Below are 23,246 nucleotides of genomic sequence, written 5' to 3'. Positions count from 1 at the left end.
CATTTGTTTTATGAGGAAATCATCTGATATGGGATTAGTAACAGCAAAGGAAGTCGCAAAGGCTATTAATGCAGACAAATATGGTTTTCTGGGTACTTTCTTTGGATGGCTTCTAATGAAAGTACTAAAAATTTCTACGATTAATAAGATATACAAGCGTAATAAACATAAGTCTGAGTTAGAATTCTTAAATGCATTGTTAGATGATTTTCAGATTAAATTTGAAATTCCAGAAGAAGATCTAAAACGTCTACCTAAAGATGGTGCTTATATTACGATATCTAACCATCCATTAGGAGGAATAGATGGTATTTTACTTTTAAAACTAATGCTTGAGCAGCGTGACGATTTTAAGATTATTGCCAATTTTCTCTTACATCGCATAGAACCATTAAAACCCTATATAATGCCTGTAAATCCTTTTGAAGATAGAAAGGATGCAAAAAGTAGCATAACAGGTTTTAAAAATGCAATCTTACATTTAAAAGAAGGACACCCTTTAGGTGTTTTTCCAGCAGGTGAAGTGTCTACATACAGAGATGGTAAGTTAGTGGTTGATAAACCATGGGAAGAAGCCGCTATGAAGCTTATTAAAAAGGCAGAAGTACCTGTTGTTCCAATTTATTTTCATGCTAAAAACAGTAGGTTGTTTTATAGACTTTCAAAAATTAGTGATACGTTAAGAACGGCCAAATTACCTTCAGAGTTACTGACGCAAAAACGAAGAACTATTAAAGTAAGAATAGGTAGGCCAATCTCTGTAAATGACCAAAAAGAGCATGAAACATTAGAGGATTTCACAGATTTCTTACGTAGAAAAACATATATGCTTTCTAAGACTTTTGAAGATAAGCCTAAGATCTTAGATAACATTAAGTCTACCGTAAAAGTGCCAAAACCTCCAAAACGTATTGTTACTCCAATAGATACCAAACTTATGGTAGCTGAGGTAGAAAGTTTAAGAGAAAAAGATTGCAGATTGTTGGCTAGCAAAAATTATGAAGTGTTTTTAGCTTCTGCCAATGATATGCCTAATATTTTGAGTGAACTTGGTAGGTTAAGAGAGATTACTTTTAGAGAAGTTGGTGAAGGCACAAATGAAGCGACGGATTTAGATCAGTTTGATACCTACTACCATCATATGTTTTTATGGGATAGTGATAAAAATATAGTGGCAGGCGCTTACAGAATGGGTCTAGGCTCTGATATTTTTGAGCGTTATGGCATAGATGGGTTCTATCTTCAAGATTTATTCCGCTTTGAGCCAGAACTATACAAAATGATGAGCCAATCTATAGAAATGGGTCGTGCTTTTATCATCAAAGAATACCAACAAAAACCAATGCCATTATTCTTACTTTGGAAAGGAATTGTACATACTACATTACGTTTTCCAGAGCACAAGTATTTAATAGGCGGTGTAAGTATTAGTAATCAATTTTCAAACTTTTCAAAGAGTTTGATGATTGAGTTTATGAAATCGCATTACTACGATCCTTATGTAGCGCAATATGTGCATCCTAAAAAAGAGTTTAAGGTGAAATTAAAGGATGCTGATAAAGAGTTTGTTTTTGATGAAGCTGAAGCAGATTTAAATAAACTAGACAAGCTGATTGATGAGGTAGAACCAGGCGCATTACGTCTGCCTGTATTGTTAAAAAAGTACATTAAACAGAATGCAAAAATTGTAGCATTTAATGTAGATCCATTGTTTAATAATGCCGTAGATGGATTAATGTATATTAAGATTGCTGATTTACCAGAAAGTACGGTAAGACCTGTTATGGAAGAGTTTCAGGCGGAGCTAGAACGTAAATTTATGGATAGTAATGATAAGTAGATTATTATTTTTTCTACTACTTCCAACACTTTGTTTTTCTCAAACAATAACAGGTATTATTTTAGATGCCTCAACCAATAACCCTCTAGAAACTGTAGCTGTTTATTTTGATAACACAACTATTGGAACTACTACGGATGCTAAAGGGAAATTTTCCATAAGTTATTCTGACGCAATACAATCTCCTTTAGTCATTTCTTATTTGGGTTACGAAAAAGTAATTATTGAAGATTATAGAACCAAGAGCGATATAACAATAAAACTAAAGTCTACAGATGTAAGTCTGGATGAGGTGTTTATAGACTTTGACGACGGATTAACCAGAAGACAAAAGCTTCGTCTATTTAGAAAAGAGTTTTTAGGAAGTTCAAAGTATGGGAAATCCTGTAAGATTTTAAACGAGAAAGACATCTTTTTACGCTACGATAAACAAAAGAAAACATTATACGCAAGTGCAGATGTACCTATAATTATAAAGAACAAAGCCCTTCAGTACGAGATATCTTTTGATATGATAGACTTTGAGGCTATTTTCCGATTCGCTAATTTAAAAGAGCAAGATTTTGCCTTAGATAGGGTAGCTTATGCTGGCACATCATACTACAAAAACCTAGAAAAGTCAGATAAAAAAAGGACAAAAAGAGCACGAGAGAAAGTATATAAAGGATCTGTACAGCATTTTATGAGAGCTTTGTTTCATAAAAATCTTAAAGAAGAGGGTTATGAGATTTATAGTCAGGGCTTTAAGGTAGGTGAGTATAAGTATTTTAGAATTGAAGAAAAAGATAGTTCTGGTCTTAAAGAGGTTTCACTAAAACAAAAAGTATCTATTTTATACGACCGAAAAGAGCAGAGTGATATAAATGTATACGTAGATAGCTTTTTGTTAGATGCATACGGAAATTATTCGGCTATAAGAGGTGTTTATTTTAATGGAGCCATGGGAAGCCAGCGTATGGGAGATACTTTGCCTTTGGATTACGGGTTGAGTACAAAAAAAGAAACTCAGAACTAAATAATTCTGAGTTTTAAGAATTCCAAGGATTCAATAATTACTTCTTGCCGAATAACTTACTAAAAAAGCCTTTGGTTTTTTCTTTAGCTTCGTTATAGGTTTCTTTTGCATCTTCTGCTAAGTCTTCTAGTTTTTCCTCTGCTTCATCAGCAAATTCACTTATTTTTTCACTAGCCTCATTTGCAAACTCTTTGGCTTTAACCTTAGCTTCCTCATAAGTTTCTTTGGCATCTTCAGCAAATTCCGCCGCCTTTTCTTTAGCAGAATCAGTAAACTTATCTAACTTTTCTTCTGCTTCTTCGGTAAATTCAGAAGCTTTTTCTTTAGCATTGCTGTAAATTTCTTTAGCATCTTCATTAAGAAACTCAGTTGCTTTGTCTTTAGCTTTTCCGAATAATTCTTTGGCATCATCAGCAAGTTCTCCCGCTTTTTCCTTTGCAGCATCTAAAGCTTCAGAAGCACTCTCATGTAAGTCTTTTGCTTTTTCAGAAGTAGTTTCTGAAGTTTCATTAATAGTTTCTTTAGCTTTTTCTACAGCATCATTTGCTTTGTCTTCTAAATTTTTGTTTTCTTCAGTCATTGTCAATGGTTTTAGTGTAATTATTTGTAGAAGAATGTATTAAATCGTTACAGAATTATTTAAATGCCTGATCTACAGGTTCCCAAAGTTCTATTTTGTTACCATCATTGTCTAATATCCAACCAAATTTTCCGTAATCGTATTCTTCCATTTCGCCTACTATTGTGACACCTTCTTCCTTTAAAGTCACTAGTAATTCTTTTAAATTTTCTACTCTATAGTTAAACATAAAGTCTTTTTTAGAAGGCTCATAGTATTTTGTATCCTCTGCAAACGGACTCCATTGTGTAGAACAATCGTTACCATCTTGGTCTTTCCACCAAAATGTACAACCATAGGCATCAGTGTTAAAACCTAGGTGTTTTTTATACCAATCTTTTGAGGCTTGCGGATCTTTTGTTTTAAAAAATAATCCACCAATTCCTGTTACTCGTTTTTTCATTTTATTTTTTCTTTAAGGTTGATTCATAAATATTTATCCATTCTTCACCACTCATCTTTTTAGTAAGTTCACCAATAAGTTCAAATGGTATTTCATCCATTTTTTTAAAACGAATACAACTTTTACCCATATCTAATTTGCGTTTACAATGCTTAGGATACTCACCAACAAACCAATCCAGTAATTCTTTCTTAGCATAAATGCCCATATGGTATAAGTTTACAGAGTTTTTTTGAGACGCAAAACTCATAAATGGCAAAGGTGTTTTTGGATCACAATGATAACCATCAGGATAAACTGAGTGAGGCACGTAGTAGCCAATCATTTTGTATTGCATGCCTTCTTCAAACCCTGTGGGTAAGTTATCCTTTATAACCTTACGAAGTTTTTTGAGCGTGTCTTGTCGTTCTTCTGGCACCTGGCTTATATAATCTTCTGGTGATGTTGCGTCGTATTGCATTTTATAGATTGATTTAGTAGTTATTTTCTTTGAAGGATTAATCCTGAAATTAAAGATATAATAAATCCTATTATAAATACAGTAAAAAACATAATGGTAGCCATAAAGCCTGAACCTCCATAGTTTTCCATTTGGGTAGTTAATTCAGTTTTTTTGTTTTCAAGTTCTTTACCAGAGTATAACGTTTCGTAGCTTTCCAAAGTTTTTGCTAAATAGTCTTCTGCAAAATCTGGATTGATAACGGTTGTGTACAAATAATCAACTAGTCCAACACCAAGACCAACAAAAGCAGATATTAAAACACCAATTAAAAGTGCTTTACCAAAAGTTACTTTTCCGTCATTAACTTTATCTCTAAAATGTTTGATTCCAAAATAAACAAAGGATAAAGAAGCTACCATTGAGCCATAGCCAATAATTTCTTGAGTAGTGTAACTTAAGCCACCACCAAAAGTTAGTGCTAATCCAAAAATAACGGCTCCAAGTATTAATCCATAGCCGCCAAATTTAAGTACTGTATTTTTCATGATTTTTGTTTTTAGTTAGTGTCAAAAGTAGTTTTTGCAGTTAATTTTTGGCTCATACTAAAGTACCAAAGAAGTAGTACTAAAGTCTAAAAGTATATGTATTATATGATATTGAGAGATTTTGCTATTTGAACTGCTTGCGTTCTGCGTTTTGCATTTAGCTTTACTAATAAATTTGAAACGTGAGTTTTAATGGTGCTTTCTGAAAGAAAAAGTTTTTCACCAATTTCTTTATTAGATAGACCGTCAGAAATATATTGAAGAACCTCATACTCTCTGGTTGTAATATCTAACTCTTTTATTTTGTTTTCATCAACTTCGGTTGAATTTGATGCGCTCTTATGAAGTGATTTTTTATTGATATAAATACCAATAAAGAAAAACGTTAGTGCAATAATTGATACCACAACTTCAGTACTAATATTTCCTATTGTTAAGGTATATTTACTAAACTGAAATAGCAATAATATTGCTAAAATCAACAATCCAAAAACAAGAATGGTTTTCTTCATGTTTTAAAATTAGCAAAATTTTGTTTTAATTTTATCTACGATGGTTTGCGCAAGTTTAATATTGCTCTCAAGCGTCCAGCCTGCTACATGAGGTGTTAGAAGTACATTTTCTGCATTAATAAGATATTCAAAAGCTGTGGGCATTTTGCTTGATGTGAAAAGGTTTTCAAAAGACGACTTTTCGTATTCTAAAACATCTAATCCAGCACCTAGGATTTTACCAGTTTCTAAAGCGTTAACCAAATCAGCTGTTACAACACTTTTACCACGAGCTGTATTGATAAGCCAAAACGGCTTTTTAAATTTATTGATGAATTCTGAATTTACCATGTTTATCGTTAATTCAGTTTGTGGTGTATGTAGGCTTAAGACATCTGCTTTTTCCTGAAGATCGCTAAGCGATATTTGGGCAGCATTCTCATCACCAACATTGGCTTTAATATCATAACAAAGCACTTCCACATCAAAACCTCTTAGCTTTTTCGCAAAGGCTTTGCCCATATTACCATAACCGATTAAGCCAACTGTTTTGCCATCCAGCTCTATACCTCTGTTGTCTTCTCTTAGCCATTTGCCTTGCCTTACTTCACGATCTGCTTTGTTCAATTTATTAAAAAGCGATAATAACATACCTAAGGCATGCTCACCAACAGCATCTCTATTACCTTCTGGTGCGGAAATTAAATGCACATCTTTTTTTTCAGCGTAATCACAGTCAATATTTTCTAAACCAGCACCAACACGACCTATGAATTTAAGATTTGTAGCCGCATTTAAAAATTGTTGATCAATGGTAAACCGACTTCTTATAATAATGCCATCATAGGTTTCAATTTTAGCTTCAATTTCTGATTTTGATGACGTGTAGTCTTCATGATTGGTAAACCCTAAATCATTTAGCTGATTTAAAAGTAGCGGATGGTTTTTGTCTAAATGGAGAATCTTCATAGGTGTTTTGTCATTCTGAATTTATTTCAGAGTCTTTTCTAGTATAGAGATACTAAAACTTAAATCTTAGGATAATGTGTTTGCGTCTTTTCGTGTTTTATGGTTCCGGTATGTGCTGTACTTAGTTTTTCAAAAAGCAATACATGTACCTCTTCATCGTTTTTCGTGTAAGGGTTATGCTCTACACCTTTTGGAACAACAATTAATTCGCCTTCTTTAACAACTTCTGTACGGTCTCTAAATTGCATATAGAGTGTGCCTTTGATGACTTGAAATAATTCGTCTTCATCATCATGACTATGCCATACAAACTCGCCTTTTAATTTGGCTAGAATTACTTGCATATCATCCACTACAGCTATCTGATGCGGATGCCAGTTTTTATCGAATTTTGAAAATTTTTCTTTGATGTTTATTGCTTTCATGAAGTAAAGTTACGAAAGCAGTTACAATTAGATACCCAAAATCAATTTGGCAATCCAGAAATAAATCAGGATTCCAAAAATATCGTTGCTAGTGGTAATAAATGGTCCTGTTGCAATAGCAGGATCTATGCCTCTTTTGTCTAAAAAAAGCGGGACGAAAGTTCCAATCAATCCAGCAACAATAATTACAGCAATTAAAGATACTGAGATGGCTAAAGCTGTATTAAATTCACCTTTGGTAATCCAAACAAAAATGAAAAGAAACAAGGCTAAAATAGTTCCATTAAGTGCTGCAAGGAGCATTTCTTTTATTAAACGTTTGTTGACGCTTCCTTTTACATCGTCATTGGCAAGACCTTGTACAATAATTGCACTAGATTGTACACCTACATTACCAGCCATTGCTGCAATAAGTGGTGTAAAAAAGAACAAAACAGCATACTTGCTGAAGGCTTCTTGAAAGCCTTCCATTATTAAAAAAGCTCCAACTCCACCAACTAAACCTAAGAATAACCATGGTAAACGAGCTCTGGTAAGATCAAAAATACTGTCATCAGAATCTACATCCTGTGTAATACCTGCTGCTAACTGATAATCTTTATCTGCTTCTTCTTTTAAGACATCAACGATATCGTCAATGGTAATTCTACCTAAAAGTGTTTGGTTATCATCAACCACAGGAATGGCTTCTAAATCGTATTTTGCCATAACTCTAGCCACATCTTCAGCATCATCTTTTACGTTTACATAGTCTACATTATCCTTGGCTATGTCTGCAATTTTCTGATCACTTTTGGCAACAATTAAATCTTTAAGTGATAGGCGACCAATTAATTTTTCTTCTTTATTAACCACATAAATAGAATGCACGCGAGTAACATCTTTAGCTTGTCCTCTTATACGACGTAAGCAACCAGCAACTGTCCAGGTTTCGTAGACTTTAACGAGCTCTTTTGCCATTAAACCACCAGCAGTATCATCATCATAGGTTAGAAGCTCTCTAATCTCTGCTTTATGCTCTTCGTCTTCTATTTGGGAGATTACAGCTTGTTGTCTTTCCTCTGGCAGTTCTGCAATAATATCTGCGGCATCATCGGTATCTAGCTCTTCAATTTCTTCGGCGATTTCTTTTGCCGATAGATTTTTTAAAACTTTCTCACGATTGTCCTCATCAAGTTCCATTAAAACATCAGAGGTCGTTTCAGAATCCAGAAGTTTTATGACATAAAGCGCATCATCAAGATCGAGTTCATCAAGAATTTCGGCAATATCAGCGTAGTGATACTCGTTTAAAAGTAATTTTAGTTCTTTGTCGTTTTTGTCTTCGACAAGGACTTCTACTTTTTCAATAAGCTCATCTGTAAGTTGAAATTGTATGTTGTCTTGAGTTTCTTCCACTTGTTTTTTTATGTTTCTCGATACAATTTCAAAATTTATATTTTGAAATCACTCGAAATGACGTAAAACTTAATTTTGGTCGTTTTCAATAAGCGAAGTGAGCTCAATAAATTGTGAGACACTTAATTGCTCTGGTCGCTGCCCAAAGATAGTATTTGCTTTTAAATTATCGGAAAGGTTGAAGGTTTTTAAACTATTACGTAATGTTTTTCTGCGTTGCTGAAAACCTGTTTTCACAACTTTAAAGAATAAAACTTCATCACAAGGCAATGTGAAATTTTCTTTTCGTTTTAGTAATAGTACACCAGAATCTACTTTTGGTGGCGGATTAAATACTGAAGGCGGCACTGTAAATAAATATTCAGCATCATAAAATGCTTGGGTTAAAACAGAAAGAATGCCATAAATTTTAGAACCTTCTTTAGAACAAATGCGCTGAGCAACTTCCTTTTGAAACATCCCTGAAAATTCTGGTATTTGATAACGCATCTCTAAAGTTTTAAAAACAATTTGAGACGATATGTTGTAAGGAAAATTACCAATAATAGCGAAGGGCTGATCTTTAAAAACTTCAGTTAAATCGTACTTTAAAAAATCCTTTTCGTAAATTCTATCTGAAAGGTTGAGGTAGTTGTTTTTTAGGTACTCAACTGATTCTGTGTCAATCTCTATAACGTGAGTTTTAATATCTTTTTTGAGAAGATATTTAGTCAATACACCCATTCCAGGACCAATTTCTAACACGTCTTTATAGCCTTGCAGTGTTAAGGTATCTGCAATTTTTTTGGCAATATTTTCATCTTTTAGAAAATGTTGTCCTAAGTGTTTTTTGGCTCTAACTTGATTTTGATTTGACACTGATTAAGATTGGTTTTTGGGTTCTTTAAGGGAAACAAAAATTATAAATAAAGCGAATCCTGCACCACATAAAAAGCCACCAATAGTTTCCCAAGGTTCAGAATTATAACAAAAATAAGCAATAATTACACCTAGAAACATCATCAAGATACTTATAATTCTTAAGGTTTTTCTGTTATTGTATATTTTCTGATTGAGTGCCATTTTATACTTAATTGAAATTTACGGAGTATTCATCTATGACTTCTAATTCGGTTCTAAACGCCAACATTTTGTCAGCAAACCGTTTTAGACCATCACCTCTCAGGCGCTCAGCATCTTCTGCATAATATGCTTCTAAAGCTTCTCTGGAGTGTGCCTTATATTGTACAGAATAGGTTATGCCTCCCATGTCTTCTTTTACCAATACTTTGGTGAGTTTGGCATCTACAAATTTTCCTGTAGCTAAAACTTGTGGAATATGTTCTTTTATCCAAGCTAACCATTCATCGTGAACGGATTCGTCTATGTTTACTGTGACGTTGTATATAATCATGATAAGAAAAAGAGATAAGGAATTAGTTGCAAAGTTAGGGAATTGAAACTAATAACTACTAATCTTAGATTGTCATCTAATTAATACTATCACCTCTCAGCATCCTAAACTTTTTACGAGATTCTATAAAATAGATGCTATCTTCAAAATCAAAAATGATTTTTTCGTAAAGCTGTTTAGCTTCTTCAGGTTTGGCTAAATGTGTATTGTATAATTCGGCCAAATAATAGTGCGCATCGTCCGCTAAGATGTCTTCTCTATAGTCTGCAATAATTTTTAGATAGTTGGCTTCAGCTTTATTGTATTGTTTTTTCTTTTCAAACAATTTGGCTTGCTGAAATAAAGCTTGGTCGATGATACTTTCTCCTTTATGTTCTTCTAAAATTTTATCTAAAAGTGAAATAGCTTCATCGGTTTTATTCTGAAAAGCGAACAAATCTGCTTTCGCATAGTACTTTAGTGCGGTTTGTGTACTGTCTTCCCACTTGTTATCTGATATTAAAAGTTTTAAATCCAGAGCATCATTGGCAATAAGTTGCGAGGTTGATGATTTTAAAATTTTCAGTTGCGATTCTGCCCAATCAAAATCACCTTTGTAATAGCTTGTTTTTGCAACTTTAAATCGTGCTTCTTGAGATATAGTACTGTTTTTAAGACTCAACTGAATCTGAGAGTAAAAGATTAAAGCCTCATTAAAACGTTCTTGTAATACCAAAATATCAGCTAACAGCAGTTTTACTTCAGCTTCTTGAAATTCTGAAATATTTAGTTTCATGCTTTTTCTTAAAAAGGATGTTGCGCTTTCGGTATCCTTTTGGTGGAAGGCTAAAAACTCTCCATACGCTAATTGTAGTGGTAATGTTAATTCGGACTTTCCGAATTGGTCAAATAACTTATTATAGGCTTCATCAATAACATCTAGCTCTTTTTTAGATGTTGCATTTTGAGTATCAATTTCTAGAATATATTGATGCGCTGTTAATGCTGTAGTGGCATCTTGAGTGGTTTCTAAAACGTAATTAAAAATATCCTTTGAGGTTTCACTGTCATTATCATTTAAGGCTGTTACAGCGAGTTCTATAATACGATCTAAACTTTCGGGATTACGTTTGTACAGTGCCTTTTCTTGAATGAAAGATTTATTATAGGCTTTTTCTTGCACATACAGCCAGCTCAAAAATTCATACCAATACGGATTTGGCTCTTGTTGAATTTTTTTTAAAAGCAAACGCCTTAGATAAAGGTTGTTTTCGTTGTCTTTGTTTTCCGATATAAAATCGCTTACTGCACGCTTTATGTTATTAATGTAATTTGGTCTGTAGGCTATATATTCTATATAGTTTTCAAACATTTTTTCAATATTCCCTTGATCGCCATAAATACGAGCTAATTGAATGCTGTAGTTTTGATTTGGCATTAAAACCTTGCCTTTGTCATATACTTTTATTGCTTCTTCAAGTAACGAATGGTCTTCAAATTTCTTAGCAACACTATAGACGTAGTTTGGTTTTTCATCTATATAGTCTATTGCTTCTTTGTATAAGGTTTTAGCTTTTTCTAAGCTGTCTTTAAGTTGGTAGTTGTATCCTAATTCTACGATAAGCGTTGGATTTCTACGTTTTTCGAGGCGCTGAATTAATATGTTTTGAGCAGCATCGAATTGTTCTAATTGTTGATGTACATCAATAAGTTTGAAAAGGTAATTATAATTGTATGGTTTCTCTTTGTTTAGATTTTCGTAGATAACAAGAGCTTTTTTAAACTCACCTTTTTTGTAGTAGCTGTCAGCAAGTACTTCACTATTTTGTGAATTGACAAAACCGAAGGTAAGTACAAGTGATATTATGAATAAATAGTTTTTCACAAAAAGGTGTTTTTGTAAATATAACAAATGCAATATCTAGATATTGTAAATGTTATTATAAAAAAATGCCTAAACGAGAAGTTTAGGCATTTTGACCAGCAAAATAAATGTGCTATTAACCATTATTTATTGTAAATATGATTCAATTACTTTGTCGTGGTGTTTTCAATACTTTATAGTTAGAAAAAAACCTTGCTTACCATAACAACTAGTGCAATGAGTAGTACAATGCGTTTTACGTTTTTCATAATTAGGCTAATCCTTGATTTGGATCGCTAACTTGATAAAAATAAACAAAAAAAGCGAAGAAATACATAAAAAATCGATAAAAAACATATTTTTTTAACAAATAAGCCCGAATTTATCGACAGAAATAGGCTACGAAATCATGTTAAACCCAGTGTATGGTACTAATACGTCTGGTATTTTAATGCCGTCTTCGGTTTGATAGTTTTCTAAAATTCCTGCTAAAACTCTTGGCAATGCTAAAGAGCTTCCGTTAAGTGTGTGGCATAATTCGTTTTTACCATCACTATTTTTAAAACGTAGTTTTAAACGATTGGCTTGGAAAGTTTCAAAATTTGAAACCGAAGAAATCTCTAGCCAACGGTCTTGTGCTGTAGAGAAGACTTCAAAATCATAAGTTAATGCAGAAGTAAATCCTAAATCGCCACCACATAGACGTAATATTCTGTATGGCAATTTTAATTCTTTCAGAATACCTTTTACGTGCTCTACCATACCATCTAAAGCTTCATAAGATTTGTCAGGATGCTCAACTCTTAGTATTTCTACCTTATCAAATTGATGCAGGCGATTTAATCCTCTTACATGCGCACCATAGCTGCCTGCTTCTCGTCTAAAACAAGGTGTGTAACCAGTAATGGCTTTAGGTAAATCATCTTCGTTTTGAATGGTGTCTCTAAAGATATTTGTTGCAGGTACTTCTGCTGTTGGAATTAAATACAAATTGTCTGCGGTAACATGGTACATCTGACCTTCTTTGTCTGGTAATTGACCTGTACCAAAACCAGAAGCTTCATTTACTAAATGTGGTACTTGCATTTCAGTATAACCTGCTTCAGTATTTTTATCTAAAAAATATGTGATAAGTGCACGTTGTAATTTTGCACCTTTTCCTTTGTAAACAGGAAAACCAGCTCCGGTAATTTTGTTACCAAGTTCAAAATCTATGATGTCGTATTTTTTAGCAAGTTCCCAATGTGGTAAAGCGCCTTCGAACAAAGTAGGAATATCGCCTTCACGATATACTTCTTCATTATCTTCATCTGTGTTACCAGCAGGAACAACCTTGTTAGGCACATTAGGGATTTTGTATAATAACTCATTAAGCGCATCTGCTTTTTCATTGAGTTCTTGCTCTAAAGTTTTAACAGTGTCTTTAAGTTGTGTTGTTTTTTCCTTTAAAACATTTGCTTTTTGAACTTCGCCAGATTTAAATAAGTTACCAATCTCTTTTGATAGAGCGTTAGATTCTGCTTTGGTGTTATCCAACTTTGTTTGAAGATTTCTTCGGTCTTCGTCTAATGTAATAACATCGTTAATCATTTCGGTAGCATCGATATTTCGTTTTGCTAAACCGTTAATAACAGCGTCTTTATTTTCTCTAATAAAAGCAACTTGTAACATATCTAAAATTTTGGATTTATACCAAGCGGTATAAGAAAATCAAGGCACAAAAGTAATAAGAATTTAAGCAGATAAAAACTATTTTGAGGGCAATATCCAATCGTGGTGTTTAAAATGATACCATTCTTCGTTAGCAAGGTCTACATTTGGATCTATAAGTGGTCTAGATGGCCTACCATTAACTTTAACATAAGCTCTAACATAAACTTTAACAGACTTTCCTTTTTTTGAGAAATCTTGTTTGAGATGTTGCGCAAATTGCCAAATAATATCTGGTTTAGTGCTTGCTCCTCGCTTTTGCTTTTTGGTGAGGTAATCATTGATGTTTATAGGAATCTGTTTATTTGTAGATTCGTCAATTACTCGATAATTTACATTGCCGCTCTTGGCACGAAGCATCATGCGCCAAGAAAGACGATGACCTTCTTCAGTCCATAATACATCATCTTTAAAATAATGATGACGAAGCGGTAACCCAATATGAATAAGAAAATATATAATGAAGACTGTAATGAACACACTACCATATTTTGGAACTATTACTTCGTTAGCTTCATAAAGCTCTTTCTTTTTTAGGAAAAGATTTCTGATACGTTTAGGTTCAAAAAAGAAAAGGCTAAAAGCTAAAGCCAAATAAGGGAAAATACCAATTTGTAAAACAATAGAATTAAATAAGTGAAAGAATATTGAAATAAAAAAGGCAAATTTTCTTGTTGGCTTAAATAATAAGGCAGGAATAATTAAACCATCAAATAGGATACCTCCATAAGCCAAAAAATAATGAAACCAATCTTGTTGTAATGTACTGCCAATTAGAGGGAAATCTGCTTTTCCCTTCATTAAAATTTTAATGAATGTGGAGTCTAGCCAATCTGGATATAACTTAGCAACTGTTGCGTATGTATAAAGTATAAGTAACTGTAAAACAAAAACCCATTTGCACCAAGCAGGCATTGAAATACGCTTCAATTTGGGTTTTAATTTTACATCGATAGAAGCGTATCGGTTTGCTGGCATCAAAACCATTAAAAAACTTAAAATAGAGAGTAAATAGTAATGGTTGTTATAAGATGATTTTTGCATTAAGTAGGTTGCAGTCCACATCAACGCAAACATTAGCATGCTAAATCTGTATTTGTACCCAACCATAATAAGGAGGCCAAAAATTCCCATTAAGATGTAATAGGCATACATCCAGTTACCAGGTAATGGTTGTAACCACTCAAAACCTATAAAGGTAAAAGTGAATTCTGGATCGATTAAGGTACGTTTTACCCAACCAAAAACAATAGCACCTACAGATTCTAAAAAGCAGAGTAAACCAAAGATAATCCTAAAGACAATAAGACCAGAATTATCTATATGTTTAAACAAAAATTTATGCATTTATTGTTTTTATATGGTCTAGGGCATCAGTCATATCAATATTTAACTGCTTTTTTAAAGCTTCGAGACTTTCAAATTTCTGTTCGCTTCGTAACCAATGTAAAAACTCAATTTTTAAGTTTTTACCATAAATATCTTTATCAAAGTTAAAAAAATGAACCTCTATAGATCTGCTTTTTCCACTAACTGTTGGATTGGTACCAATGTTCATCATACCAAAAATTGTTGTATTATCTATAACAGATTTAACAACGTAAACACCATCTCTTGGTATTAACTTATAAGATTCTTTAATGTGAATGTTTGCAGTAGGATAATCTAAAGTTCGTCCGATACCTTTGCCTTTAACAACTTCTCCAGAAATGAAATAATTATAGCCTAAATAGGCATTAACAATTTCAATATGTCCATTGTTTAATGCTTCTCTGATTTTTGTAGAGCTTACGGTAACGTCCTCAATTTCTTGTGCAGAAATCTCCTCAACTTTAAAATTGAATTCTTTTGCAAATATTTTTAAATCATCAATATTTGCACTTCGATTCTTACCAAAATGATGGTCGTAACCAATAACAATTTGTTTGGTGTTGAGTTCTTCTACAAGAATTTGTTCTACATAGTCTTTAGCAGAAAGGTTAGCAAATTCCTTTGTAAACTCTTTTACAATAACTTTTTCTATGCCTATAGTTTTAAGAAGCTCAATGCGCTCATCAATAGTATTGAGAAGTTTTATAGTATCATCTTTTTGAAGTACCATACGAGGATGTGGAAATAAGGTGAGTACTGTGGGTACTAGTTCTTCTTTCTGAGCCAGAGCAACAACACGCTTTAGTATTTTTTGGTGTCCGATATGGACTCCATCGTAAGTACCTATAGTTAAGATTTTTTCAGACTTCAAAGCAATTCCTAAAATTTTATCAAAGTTAGGTCTTTAAACAGAAAATTAATAATGAAGTATGCTATTTTCCGTTAAATTGATTCATGGTGTTGTTAACTCCGGCAAGAGCGAAGGATTTAACTAGTTCTGCTGAAGTTTCGAGCCGCTCATCGAGTTTTGAGTTTTCTTCTTCATTCCATTCGCCAAGAACATAATCAACTTGTCTTCCCTTGCTAAAGGCATCGCTAATACCAAACCTAAAACGGTTGTATTTTGTGGTTTGCAGCTTGTCTTGAATGTCTTTTAGGCCATTATGTCCGCCATCGCTTCCTTTGGTTTTTAACCTTAGTGTTCCGAAAGGTAAATTAAGATCATCTGTTATAACCAACAAGTTGCTCAAAGGAATTTTCTCCTTTTCTAACCAATATTTTACAGCTTTACCGCTAAGATTCATGTAGGTACTTGGCTTTAGAAGAATTAATGTTCTTCCTTTAACTTTTATAGTTGTTACATCTCCAAGTTTTACGGTTTCAAATGTGGCTTCTTCTTTTTTAGCTAAGTAGTCTAAAATTTTAAAGCCAATATTATGTCTGGTGTTATGATATTTATCTCCAATATTACCTAGACCAACGACTAAGAATTTTTTCATAAGATCTTCTTCATTTTCTTTAATGACAGTGCCAAAACCAAGCCACTTTTTTAAATGTTTCCACATTCCATTTAATTTGTGTAAAAATAAAAAAGCATTCTTTTACAGAATGCTTTTTTCAATATCTGAAAAGTTTTTAAACTATTCTTGAGCTTCTGCTGCGTTTTCTGCAGTTTCACCTTCTTCTGTTTCATCTTCGTCTTCGTCAGCACCAACAACAGATAATCTACTACGTCTAACTTGACAAACAACGATGTTGTCTGGGTGCATAAATTTATAGTCCTCATTAGTCAGTTGGCTAATGTAAAGCTTAGAGCCGATTTTTAAAGGAGTAATATCTACCTCTATAAAATCTGGTAATTTAGAAGGTATAGCTTTAACTCTTAGCTTACGGTAAGGTACTCTCAAGTTACCACCATTAAGAACACCTTTAGAAGTTCCAACAGTTTTAACAGGAATTTCCATAGTGATTTCTCTATCCTCATAAATTTCATAAAAATCTATGTGAAGAATTTTATCGGTTACTGGGTGAAATTGAATGTCTTGCATAACAGCATTAAATTCTTCACCGTTATCTAAGGCAATCACAACTGTATGCGCATTTGCTGTGTATACAAGTTTAGAGAAAGCCAACTCTGGTGCAGAGAAATGCACTGGTTTAGCTTCCGCGCCGTATAATACGCAAGGAACCTGACCAGCATTACGTAAGGCTTTTGTTGACGTTTTGCCTACGCTTTCTCTTTGAGATCCATTAATTGTAATTGATTTCATTTTAAAAGTTTAATGATTTAATATTTAAATTCCTCATTTTGAGGGCTGCAAATTTAAACATATATTAGAGAAATACTAGTCTTTTTGTTCTATTTTTTAATGTTGTAGAACTTTGAAAAACTAAAATTCTTAATAATCTATGTTTGGTTGCGGAGAAATGGTTGTAGAATTATCAGTTCTACATTATGAATTTGTTACTGATTGATTGGTTATGGTGTACGTTATACATTACACCAGCAAACAAATTAGCACAGCTTAAAACTCTAAGTTTTTTACTTTCTTGTTTTAGAGGTATAGAATTGGTAACGATTAATTCTTCGAGTTTTGAGTTTTCTAGTCGTTCATAAGCACTACCAGATAAAATAGGATGGGTACAAATAGCTCTAACACTTTTGGCACCTCGCTCCATCATTAAGTCTGCAGCTTTAGTAAGTGTACCAGCTGTGTCTACCATATCATCTACCAATACTACGTTTTTGCCTGTAACATCACCAATAAGCTCCATATGAGATATTACATTGGCCTTAGCACGTTGTTTGTAACAAATTACAACATCGCTCTTTAAAGCTTTAGAGTATGCATATGCACGCTTAGAGCCTCCCATATCTGGTGAAGCAATTGTTAGGTTGTCGAGATTTAAACTCTTTAAATAAGGTAAAAATATTGTTGAAGCAAATAAATGATCCACAGGTTTCTCAAAAAATCCTTGAATTTGGTCTGCGTGCAAATCCATAGTAATGATACGCGTTGCACCAGCAGCTTCTAACATTTTAGCTACCAGTTTTGCAGCTATAGGAACTCTTGGTTTATCTTTTCTATCTTGTCTGGCCCAACCAAAATAAGGCATTACAGCAGTAATATGTCTGGCAGACGCACGCTTAGCGGCATCTATCATTAGCAGCATCTCCATTAAGTTTTCTGGTCCGGGATGAGTAGAACCAATAATAAAAATACGAGTACCTCTAATAGATTCTTCGTAAGAAGGTTGAAACTCACCATCGCTATAAGTTGAGGTAATTACGTTACCTAAATCAACTCCATATGCGGCTGCAATTTCTTGAGCTAAATCTTGACTTTGTGAACAGGTGAAAATCTTAGCTTCTGTAATGTTGTTAGGCATCTGAAAGAGTAATTAAAAAGGGTTGTTTGTTGTGTTGTTTTAAGGGCTCAAAGTTAGAAAAATAATTTACTCACAAAAAGCATAAAACCTACTATTTTTAGTTGCTTGCAGAAAAATATTTTATACTTTTGCTGTTCCGTTTTGCTCAAGTGGCGGAATTGGTAGACGCGCTGGATTCAAAATCCAGTTTCTTCGGAAGTGTGGGTTCGATTCCCACCTTGAGTACAGTTAAATTATAAGGCAAGCATAATAATTATGCTTGCCTTTTTGTTTCCGTTGGATTTGGTACATTTTTTGTGGCTTTTTTGTTGAATAACTAACTATAAACCAACAATATTATGAGGCTAAAATCCATTATTTTCTCAGTGGTTTTGCTATTGAGTTTTGGCATTAACGCTCAAACTGAATTAGAATGCAAAACAAACTTATCTAACGCTCATGTAGCCGCACAGGCAAAAAATTATGACTCCGCTTACGAGCCTTGGCTATATGTAAAAAAGAATTGTCCAGGTTTAAATCTTGCCACATATGCTGATGGTGAAAAGATTATGAAACATAAAATTGAAACTTCAAAAGGAGAAGTTCAATTGAGTTTTGTAAATACACTTTTAGATTTATGGAAACTGCGTGGAGAGCATTTTAATAATGATACTCCACAAGGCGAATACGAAGCAAAGGCCTGCCAACTACAATACGATTATAAAGACGAGCTTGGGAAAACCACCTTAGAACTTTTTGCGTGTTTTGATGCTGCTTTTAATGCAGATAAAGAAACCTTTACACATCCCAAAAGCTTATATACCTATTTTTCTTTGATGGTAGAATTATTTGATGCAGGTAAAAAATCGCCTACTGAATTATTCGAAACTTACGATGATATTAATGAAAAAATAGAAGTTGAAATTCAGAATTATTCTGAAAAATTAAATGCCTTGGTAGAGAAAGTTGATAGTGGTAAAACACTTTCTAGCGGAGAAAAAAATAAGAAAAGAGCCTTCGAAAGTTATCTTAAAAACTACACCCTTATTCAGAAAAACATTAATGTAATAGTAGATAAAAGAGCTACTTGTGAGAATTTGATTCCGTTATATACCAAAGATTTTGAAACGCATCAAAATGATTCTATTTGGCTAAAACGTTCTGTTAGCAGAATGTATCATAAAGACTGTACAGATGATGATCTTTATGAAACGTTGGTTAAGCAATACGATAAGGTAGCGCCATCTGCAGACACAAAAATTTATGTCGCTACAGTTTTAATGAAAAAAGGAAAATATGATGAGGCATATGAATATTTGTCTCAAGGTTATGGGTTAGAGGAAAGACCATACAAGAAAGCTAAATTGGCAATTACTATTGGTCTTATTTACAAGAAAAAATTTAATTACAGCAAAGCTAGGAATTTGTTTTTGGATGCGCTTAGGCTAAATCCAGCAAATGGAAAGCCTCATTTATATATTGCGAGTATGTATGCAGATAGTGCCAAGGATAAAAATTGTGGCAAGGATAATTTTGAGCAAAGAGCAATTTTTTGGTTAGCAGCTGAAGAAGCTCAAAAAGCGTCTAGAGTAGATCCAACCTTAAATGATTTAACACAAAAGTATGTAGATAGTTATTTAGCTAAAGCACCAAACATGGAAGAAATATTTATTAGTGGTTTAGCAGGTAAAACTTTAAAAATAGGATGCTGGATTAACAGAACAATAAAAGTGCCTGATGTAGACAAGCATTAGTGAAATTTGTATAATTACCTTTCAAAAAAACCTAAAGATATCTTTAGGTTTTTTTTTCAATATTAATCGTAACTTTGAACTAACCCAAATTAAATAAATTTAAACTATGTTCGAAAATTTTTGGTTCAATGTGCAGTATGGCATTAACCACGTCTTAGATATTAATGGCTACGACCATGTTCTTTTTTTAATGGTGTTGGCTGTACCTTACGTTTTTAAAGATTGGAAGCGTGTTTTACTACTTGTTTCTATGTTTACCTTAGGGCATACGTTGTCCTTGGTATTAGCCGCTTATGGTGTTGTTTCAGTAGATGGAGGGTTGGTTGAGTTCTTAATACCTATAACCATTTTAATTGCTGCTGTTTACAATGTTTTTACAGCAGGTAAAAAAGATAGAGGCAAAAAAATAGGCTTGCTATTTTTTACCACATTGTTTTTTGGTTTAATTCACGGCTTAGGCTTTGCCAGAGAGTTTAAAATGTTTGCAGGCCAGTCTGAAAATAAGATAGAGCTTCTGTTAGAATTTGCATTAGGTATTGAGATTGCACAGATAATTATTGTATTTGTAGTTTTATTCCTTGGATTTCTTTTCCAGACGATATTTAGATTTTCGCGTCGCGACTGGGTAATGGTGCTTTCAGCAATCGTAATAGGTTTGGTTCTTGAAATACTTATTCGTAATGATTACTTATGGTAATACTAAAGTTTTGTAAAACTTTAACGACAGCGTGATTGTTTATACAATTCTATCCTATTATATTCGTTAAATACATTGTTTAAAACACTTAATGTCAAATAAAAAACAATTACGTTACGATAAAGCTTATTTGCGTATTGCTCAAGAATGGGGAAAGCTTTCGCATTGCAAACGTAAACAGGTTGGTGCACTTATCGTCAAAGACCGAATGATTATTTCAGACGGTTATAATGGCACACCAACAGGTTTTGAGAATTATTGTGAAGATGATGAAGGGTATACAAAATGGTATGTGCTTCATGCAGAGGCTAATGCTATATTAAAAGTGGCTTCGTCAACACAATCTTGTAAAGGGGCAACCTTATACATTACATTATCTCCTTGTAAGGAATGTAGTAAGTTAATACACCAAGCAGGTATCGTTAGAGTAGTGTATTCTCAGCCTTACAAAGATGATTCTGGTATAGAGTTTTTAAAGAAGGCAGGAATAGAACTAGAGTTAATAGAAGATTTAAGCTAAGATTCCTAATTGGGAACAATGACATGGCAACAAAGAATAAATACATACCACTTATTATTGGTGTAGCTATTGCAGCAGGTGTTGTCATTGGCGGAAAGTTAAACTTCACAGATACGTCTGATAACCTTTTTACAACCAATAGTAAAAAGGATAAACTCAATCGCTTAATAGATTACATAGATTACGAATATGTAGATGAGGTAAACACAGATAGTATTGTAGATGTTACCGTAAATGGAATTTTAGATAATTTAGACCCTCATTCTACCTATATCCCAAAAGAAGATTTAGAGCGCATTACTGAGAGTATGAAAGGCGATTTTGTGGGTATTGGTATCAATTACTATCCTTACAAGGATACAATAGCTGTAATTAAACCAACAGAAGATGGACCAAGTGAAAGTGCTGGGATAATGAGTGGTGACCGTATTTTGTTGGCAGATGGAGATACAATTTATGGTAGAGGAGTTACCAACGATTATATTTCAAAAAAATTAAAAGGCGATAAGAATACTAAAGTAAAGCTCACAGTGTATCGAAAAAGTGAAGATGAAATTTTAGAGTTTGAAGTAAAACGGAAAACAATTCCTATAAGAAGTGTAGATGCTGCTTATATGCTAACAGACGATTTAGGGTATATAAAAATGAATCGTTTCGCAGAGACTAGTTACAGAGAGTTTAAGGTTGCATTAGAAGATTTACAAGATCAAGGGGCAACAAAATTAGCTCTAGATCTAAGAGATAACCCAGGTGGTTTTTTAGGTATTGCAGAGCAAATAGCAGATGAGTTTTTAGAGGACGATAAACTCATTTTGTTTACCAGAGATAAAAAAGGAAAAGAAGAGCATGTCTATGCTACAAGAAGAGGTGATTTTGAAGATGGTGAAATTTATATACTTATCAATGAAAATTCCGCTTCAGCAAGTGAAGTTATTGCAGGTGCATTACAAGACAATGATAAGGGTATTATAGTTGGGAGACGTTCTTATGGTAAAGGTTTGGTGCAGCGCGAAATGGCTCTAGGTGATGGTAGTGCTGTGCGATTAACCGTTTCTAGATATTACACTCCAACAGGTCGTTCAATCCAAAGACCTTACACTAATGGTGATAATAACTCTTATTACAATGATTATTACAAACGTTTGCGAACAGGAGAATTAGCAGACGAAGAAAATATTGAAGTTGACGACTCATTAAAATTCACAACACCAAAGGGAAAAGTAGTGTACGGAGGTGGAGGCATTATACCAGATGTTTTTGTGCCTGTAGACCGTTCTTTTGATAATGAAACGATCAACTATCTAAGGCGTCGAGGTCATTTCGGTTATTTTGTTTTTGAAGAGTTAGATAAAGATAGAGGTGTATATCAAGATGTTACCAAATACGATTTTATAAATAATTTTGAAGTCAGTGACGATATCGTTGTGCGCTTTCAGGATTACGTAAATCGAAAAGAAGGTACAAACATTACATTTGTGGCTTATAATGATGAAATAAGACGTCTTATAAAGGCAACCTTAGCCAGACAATTGTTTGATGACAATTCCTTTGAAGAAGTTCTAAATAAGGAAGATATTATGGTACAAGAAGTGATTCTTCTCAGCAACGAATACCCAAGTTTTAAACAATAACTTTATCGTGTACCTTGGTGTGTTTGCCACCATTCCAAAGTGTAAGAATATCTGTAGCTACATGAGCACCACTGCCAGAGGCAATAGCAAACTGACTTCTCCAACCAGCCAATGTACCAGCAACATATAGATTTTCTTCAATCAAATGGTCTGTGTTTTTTAGCCAGATTCTGTCTTTTTCTACAGCAGCTCTTGGATGAGGTTCAATATAATTTTCTAAACCATTTATTGTAAATAGGCTAGTGTATCCAACAGCAATAACCACTATTTTAGAGAGGTATTCGCCTTTGTTGGTAGTGACTTTAAAATCACCATAACTCTTATCTATTTGTGTTACTTTCTCGCTATCTATTTGAGTAACGTGTGGGTACAAATCTGTAAGCTGCTGAAGTCCCTCATTTAGAATATCTTTTCCTAAAGTACCTGGTTTAAGACCAAGAACGTTATTAAATAAAGCGGTTTGGAGATGCGAGCTTTTTTGATGCGCGATAATGCCAATCTTTTTGTCTTTTGCAAAAGGCTTATTCTTTGCAGAGCCCAACACTAAAGCACAAGATAATCCAGCTGCGCCAGCACCAATAATTAGCACATCAAAACTCATTTTCTGTTTTTGCTTAGAGTTTCAATTTTCTTAGAGATTCTAAGAATTTGTAATAATATAATAGCACAAAGTGCCGCAACTATTGTTATCATTGCTATTTTACTTTCGCCTGTTAGTAATGCATCAAAATCCAATTTAGTTGCATTATATATTACAAGACCGACAGCAATAATCGTTAAAATCCAGGTAAAAATCTTCATATTATATTTT

26 protein-coding genes and 1 tRNA gene are annotated in these 23,246 nt (G+C 33.5%); 7 read left to right on the top strand and 20 right to left on the bottom strand.

Translation table 11 applies throughout. The annotated features are described in order from the left end of the window. Positions 1–10 precede the first annotated feature (10 nt). Positions 11–1,840: a lysophospholipid acyltransferase family protein gene (locus tag V1468_RS03285; RefSeq protein ID WP_331808824.1), complete on the top strand. Its 1,830-nt coding sequence runs from the start codon at positions 11–13 to the stop codon at positions 1,838–1,840. Further along, positions 1,830–2,855, top strand: coding sequence for a carboxypeptidase-like regulatory domain-containing protein (locus V1468_RS03280; RefSeq protein WP_331808823.1), 1,026 nt, complete (start codon positions 1,830–1,832; stop codon positions 2,853–2,855). The genes V1468_RS03285 and V1468_RS03280 overlap by 11 nt, the downstream gene beginning before the upstream one ends. 37 nt (positions 2,856–2,892) lie before the next feature. Here the strand turns inward: V1468_RS03280 and V1468_RS03275 are convergent, their stop codons facing one another. The 18 genes from V1468_RS03275 to V1468_RS03190 form a co-directional block, all read right to left on the bottom strand. Beyond that, positions 2,893–3,435: a hypothetical protein gene (locus tag V1468_RS03275; RefSeq protein WP_331808822.1), complete on the bottom strand. Its 543-nt coding sequence runs from the start codon at positions 3,433–3,435 to the stop codon at positions 2,893–2,895. A 55-nt stretch (positions 3,436–3,490) separates the two neighbouring features. Beyond that, on the bottom strand, positions 3,491–3,877 hold the full coding sequence (locus V1468_RS03270; RefSeq protein ID WP_331808821.1) for a VOC family protein: 387 nt from the start codon (positions 3,875–3,877) through the stop codon (positions 3,491–3,493). A gap of 1 nt (position 3,878) precedes the next feature. After that, positions 3,879–4,337 (bottom strand): DUF1801 domain-containing protein, encoded by a 459-nt coding sequence (locus V1468_RS03265; RefSeq protein ID WP_331808820.1) that lies wholly within the window; start codon positions 4,335–4,337, stop codon positions 3,879–3,881. Between the two features lie 20 nt (positions 4,338–4,357). Next, a complete protein-coding gene (locus tag V1468_RS03260; RefSeq protein WP_331808819.1) occupies positions 4,358–4,864 on the bottom strand; it encodes a DUF4199 domain-containing protein in 507 nt (168 codons plus the stop codon). 101 nt (positions 4,865–4,965) lie between these two features. After that, on the bottom strand, positions 4,966–5,376 hold the full coding sequence (locus V1468_RS03255) for a response regulator transcription factor (RefSeq protein WP_331808818.1): 411 nt from the start codon (positions 5,374–5,376) through the stop codon (positions 4,966–4,968). A gap of 9 nt (positions 5,377–5,385) precedes the next feature. Next, positions 5,386–6,324, bottom strand: coding sequence for a 2-hydroxyacid dehydrogenase (locus V1468_RS03250; protein ID WP_331808817.1), 939 nt, complete (start codon positions 6,322–6,324; stop codon positions 5,386–5,388). A 59-nt stretch (positions 6,325–6,383) separates the two neighbouring features. Beyond that, positions 6,384–6,749, bottom strand: coding sequence for a cupin domain-containing protein (locus V1468_RS03245; protein WP_331808816.1), 366 nt, complete (start codon positions 6,747–6,749; stop codon positions 6,384–6,386). Between the two features lie 27 nt (positions 6,750–6,776). Next, the gene (gene mgtE, locus V1468_RS03240; protein ID WP_331808815.1) at positions 6,777–8,147 is read right to left on the bottom strand and encodes a magnesium transporter; all 1,371 of its coding nucleotides are present in this window, start codon (positions 8,145–8,147) and stop codon (positions 6,777–6,779) included. Positions 8,148–8,216: 69 nt separating this feature from the next. Continuing rightward, entirely contained in the window at positions 8,217–9,005 is a 789-nt protein-coding gene (gene rsmA / locus V1468_RS03235; protein WP_331808814.1) for a 16S rRNA (adenine(1518)-N(6)/adenine(1519)-N(6))-dimethyltransferase RsmA, read from the bottom strand. A gap of 3 nt (positions 9,006–9,008) precedes the next feature. Beyond that, complete coding sequence (locus V1468_RS03230) at positions 9,009–9,209, bottom strand: hypothetical protein (protein WP_331808813.1); 201 nt, start codon at positions 9,207–9,209, stop codon at positions 9,009–9,011. Between the two features lie 7 nt (positions 9,210–9,216). Continuing rightward, entirely contained in the window at positions 9,217–9,540 is a 324-nt protein-coding gene (locus V1468_RS03225; protein WP_331808812.1) for a DUF4286 family protein, read from the bottom strand. Between the two features lie 76 nt (positions 9,541–9,616). Next, positions 9,617–11,404 (bottom strand): tetratricopeptide repeat protein, encoded by a 1,788-nt coding sequence (locus V1468_RS03220; RefSeq protein ID WP_331808811.1) that lies wholly within the window; start codon positions 11,402–11,404, stop codon positions 9,617–9,619. A 378-nt stretch (positions 11,405–11,782) separates the two neighbouring features. Beyond that, positions 11,783–13,054, bottom strand: coding sequence for a serine--tRNA ligase (gene serS, locus V1468_RS03215; protein ID WP_331808810.1), 1,272 nt, complete (start codon positions 13,052–13,054; stop codon positions 11,783–11,785). Positions 13,055–13,132: 78 nt separating this feature from the next. Further along, positions 13,133–14,440: an HTTM domain-containing protein gene (locus V1468_RS03210; RefSeq protein WP_331808809.1), complete on the bottom strand. Its 1,308-nt coding sequence runs from the start codon at positions 14,438–14,440 to the stop codon at positions 13,133–13,135. After that, positions 14,433–15,335 (bottom strand): bifunctional riboflavin kinase/FAD synthetase, encoded by a 903-nt coding sequence (locus tag V1468_RS03205; RefSeq protein ID WP_331808808.1) that lies wholly within the window; start codon positions 15,333–15,335, stop codon positions 14,433–14,435. Before V1468_RS03205 ends, V1468_RS03210 begins: the two co-directional genes overlap by 8 nt. Before the next feature lie 61 nt (positions 15,336–15,396). Next, positions 15,397–16,029, bottom strand: a complete 633-nt coding sequence (gene pth / locus V1468_RS03200) for an aminoacyl-tRNA hydrolase (RefSeq protein ID WP_304144945.1) — start codon at positions 16,027–16,029, stop codon at positions 15,397–15,399. A 75-nt stretch (positions 16,030–16,104) separates the two neighbouring features. Next, positions 16,105–16,734, bottom strand: coding sequence for a 50S ribosomal protein L25/general stress protein Ctc (locus tag V1468_RS03195; protein WP_331808807.1), 630 nt, complete (start codon positions 16,732–16,734; stop codon positions 16,105–16,107). 178 nt (positions 16,735–16,912) lie between these two features. Beyond that, a complete protein-coding gene (locus V1468_RS03190; RefSeq protein WP_331808806.1) occupies positions 16,913–17,854 on the bottom strand; it encodes a ribose-phosphate pyrophosphokinase in 942 nt (313 codons plus the stop codon). A 143-nt stretch (positions 17,855–17,997) separates the two neighbouring features. On the opposite strand from V1468_RS03190, the gene V1468_RS03185 reads away from it, so the two are divergent. The 5 genes from V1468_RS03185 (at position 17,998) to V1468_RS03165 (ending at position 22,435) form a co-directional block, all read left to right on the top strand. Further along, positions 17,998–18,079, top strand: a tRNA-Leu gene (locus V1468_RS03185). A 113-nt stretch (positions 18,080–18,192) separates the two neighbouring features. Then, entirely contained in the window at positions 18,193–19,587 is a 1,395-nt protein-coding gene (locus V1468_RS03180) for a tetratricopeptide repeat protein (protein ID WP_331808805.1), read from the top strand. Positions 19,588–19,693: 106 nt separating this feature from the next. Then, on the top strand, positions 19,694–20,284 hold the full coding sequence (locus tag V1468_RS03175; protein ID WP_331808804.1) for a HupE/UreJ family protein: 591 nt from the start codon (positions 19,694–19,696) through the stop codon (positions 20,282–20,284). Positions 20,285–20,375: 91 nt separating this feature from the next. Further along, positions 20,376–20,804: a deoxycytidylate deaminase gene (locus V1468_RS03170; protein WP_331808803.1), complete on the top strand. Its 429-nt coding sequence runs from the start codon at positions 20,376–20,378 to the stop codon at positions 20,802–20,804. A gap of 23 nt (positions 20,805–20,827) precedes the next feature. Continuing rightward, on the top strand, positions 20,828–22,435 hold the full coding sequence (locus tag V1468_RS03165; protein WP_331808802.1) for a S41 family peptidase: 1,608 nt from the start codon (positions 20,828–20,830) through the stop codon (positions 22,433–22,435). Here the strand turns inward: V1468_RS03165 and V1468_RS03160 are convergent. Next, positions 22,425–23,036 (bottom strand): FAD-dependent oxidoreductase, encoded by a 612-nt coding sequence (locus V1468_RS03160; protein WP_331808801.1) that lies wholly within the window; start codon positions 23,034–23,036, stop codon positions 22,425–22,427. The two genes, V1468_RS03165 and V1468_RS03160, sit on opposite strands and share 11 nt — an antisense overlap. After that, positions 23,033–23,236, bottom strand: a complete 204-nt coding sequence (locus tag V1468_RS03155; protein WP_331808800.1) for a hypothetical protein — start codon at positions 23,234–23,236, stop codon at positions 23,033–23,035. Before V1468_RS03155 ends, V1468_RS03160 begins: the two co-directional genes overlap by 4 nt. Positions 23,237–23,246: the final 10 nt, after the last annotated feature.

It is taken from the genome of Winogradskyella poriferorum (assembly GCF_036553625.1).
Classification (GTDB): Bacteria; Bacteroidota; Bacteroidia; order Flavobacteriales; family Flavobacteriaceae; genus Winogradskyella; species Winogradskyella poriferorum.
Note: the sequence above shows the minus strand (reverse complement) of the source record. Positions and strands in the feature narration are given on the sequence as shown.

Coding starts and splice junctions, on each gene's coding strand:
- V1468_RS03285 (WP_331808824.1), top strand. CDS start 11: ATGAGGAAATCATCTGATATGGGATTAGTAACAGCAAAGGAAGTCGCA.
- V1468_RS03280 (WP_331808823.1), top strand. CDS start 1,830: ATGATAAGTAGATTATTATTTTTTCTACTACTTCCAACACTTTGTTTT.
- V1468_RS03275 (WP_331808822.1), bottom strand. CDS start 3,435: ATGACTGAAGAAAACAAAAATTTAGAAGACAAAGCAAATGATGCTGTA.
- V1468_RS03270 (WP_331808821.1), bottom strand. CDS start 3,877: ATGAAAAAACGAGTAACAGGAATTGGTGGATTATTTTTTAAAACAAAA.
- V1468_RS03265 (WP_331808820.1), bottom strand. CDS start 4,337: ATGCAATACGACGCAACATCACCAGAAGATTATATAAGCCAGGTGCCA.
- V1468_RS03260 (WP_331808819.1), bottom strand. CDS start 4,864: ATGAAAAATACAGTACTTAAATTTGGCGGCTATGGATTAATACTTGGA.
- V1468_RS03255 (WP_331808818.1), bottom strand. CDS start 5,376: ATGAAGAAAACCATTCTTGTTTTTGGATTGTTGATTTTAGCAATATTA.
- V1468_RS03250 (WP_331808817.1), bottom strand. CDS start 6,324: ATGAAGATTCTCCATTTAGACAAAAACCATCCGCTACTTTTAAATCAG.
- V1468_RS03245 (WP_331808816.1), bottom strand. CDS start 6,749: ATGAAAGCAATAAACATCAAAGAAAAATTTTCAAAATTCGATAAAAAC.
- V1468_RS03230 (WP_331808813.1), bottom strand. CDS start 9,209: ATGGCACTCAATCAGAAAATATACAATAACAGAAAAACCTTAAGAATT.
- V1468_RS03225 (WP_331808812.1), bottom strand. CDS start 9,540: ATGATTATATACAACGTCACAGTAAACATAGACGAATCCGTTCACGAT.
- serS (WP_331808810.1), bottom strand. CDS start 13,054: ATGTTACAAGTTGCTTTTATTAGAGAAAATAAAGACGCTGTTATTAAC.
- V1468_RS03210 (WP_331808809.1), bottom strand. CDS start 14,440: ATGCATAAATTTTTGTTTAAACATATAGATAATTCTGGTCTTATTGTC.
- pth (WP_304144945.1), bottom strand. CDS start 16,029: ATGTGGAAACATTTAAAAAAGTGGCTTGGTTTTGGCACTGTCATTAAA.
- V1468_RS03195 (WP_331808807.1), bottom strand. CDS start 16,734: ATGAAATCAATTACAATTAATGGATCTCAAAGAGAAAGCGTAGGCAAA.
- V1468_RS03190 (WP_331808806.1), bottom strand. CDS start 17,854: ATGCCTAACAACATTACAGAAGCTAAGATTTTCACCTGTTCACAAAGT.
- V1468_RS03180 (WP_331808805.1), top strand. CDS start 18,193: ATGAGGCTAAAATCCATTATTTTCTCAGTGGTTTTGCTATTGAGTTTT.
- V1468_RS03175 (WP_331808804.1), top strand. CDS start 19,694: ATGTTCGAAAATTTTTGGTTCAATGTGCAGTATGGCATTAACCACGTC.
- V1468_RS03170 (WP_331808803.1), top strand. CDS start 20,376: ATGTCAAATAAAAAACAATTACGTTACGATAAAGCTTATTTGCGTATT.
- V1468_RS03165 (WP_331808802.1), top strand. CDS start 20,828: ATGGCAACAAAGAATAAATACATACCACTTATTATTGGTGTAGCTATT.
- V1468_RS03160 (WP_331808801.1), bottom strand. CDS start 23,036: ATGAGTTTTGATGTGCTAATTATTGGTGCTGGCGCAGCTGGATTATCT.
- V1468_RS03155 (WP_331808800.1), bottom strand. CDS start 23,236: ATGAAGATTTTTACCTGGATTTTAACGATTATTGCTGTCGGTCTTGTA.